Source organism: Arthrospira sp. PCC 8006, from assembly GCF_046480465.1.
GTDB classification, from domain to species: domain Bacteria; phylum Cyanobacteriota; class Cyanobacteriia; order Cyanobacteriales; family Microcoleaceae; genus Limnospira; species Limnospira platensis.
Window position 1 is genome coordinate 1 of sequence record NZ_PKGG01000479.1, and the last position, 956, is coordinate 956.

Genomic DNA, 956 nt, shown 5'->3' on the forward strand with positions numbered 1-956 from the left:
GCAGCACATACAGGGTCGCCGCCAGGCTGTAAACGTCCGTCCAGGGTCCTTTGGGTTCCAGGTGGGAATACAATTCGATGGGTGCAAAGCCATCAACGGTAATTTGTTGGGTGAGGGGATGATCGAAAGACCTCGCCAAGCCAAAATCAATTAAAATCGCCTCTTGTTTTCCGGCGCGAATCATAATATTTCCGGGTTTAAGATCTCGATGCAAAAGACCCCGTTGGTGGACGGAAATCAAAGCCGAACCAATTTGTTGAATATAGCCCAGGGCTATTTTTTCGGGAAGTTGGGGTTCTCCCCGCTGGCCGAGACTGACCCCATCAATATAATCCATGACGATACACGGATAGCGAGTATTGGCAAACCATCCCTCCCGCACCGGTTCGTCAAAAATTTCTCGCACTTTGACAATATGAGGATGTTGGCATTGGGAGAGTTTTAGGGCTTCATCATAAAATTTGGTCGCATATTTTTCCCGTTCGGGGGTCTTGAGATCTTTTAACATGGAAGCATCGGGATTCAGGGTTTTAATGGCAACATAGCCATTTGTCCGCACTTCCTTGGCGAGATAGGTGACGGAAAATCGCCCCTGTCCCAAAATGCGATCGACGATATAGTTCCCGTTGTTGAGTTTCTGTCCGTTTTGCCACAACATGATGGAATCGATAAAATATGGGGGTATTTTACCAAAATCCGCTGGTCTTTGGGTTGGGAAAAAGCAACCCGGTTTCTGAGTCTACGGGGGGGCACAGGCTACCCGAAAACCGTTGAAGCTGAGGAGGTAGTCCGGGACGAACCTGAAGCGGTAGGCACAACGGCAGTACGCAGGACCGTTGCTCCACGAACCGCCGCGCAGCACTCTATTGTTTGTGTTGCTCAAAAAGTTGACTAAATATTCAATATAGTTTTGATAACGATTATCGTTACCAGCATCCCACACACCACCATCAGAA

General features: G+C 48.3%; 2 protein-coding genes. Both read right to left on the reverse strand.

Features of this window, described 5'->3' with window-relative positions; all coding sequences use genetic code 11:
* The coding region (locus tag B9T16_RS28930; protein ID WP_410246420.1) for a serine/threonine protein kinase at window positions 1-658 on the reverse strand (658 nt) is incomplete at its 3' end.
* Window positions 659-739: 81 nt separating this feature from the next.
* A partial coding sequence (locus B9T16_RS28935) for a formylglycine-generating enzyme family protein (RefSeq protein ID WP_410246421.1) occupies window positions 740-956 on the reverse strand: 217 nt, incomplete at its 5' end.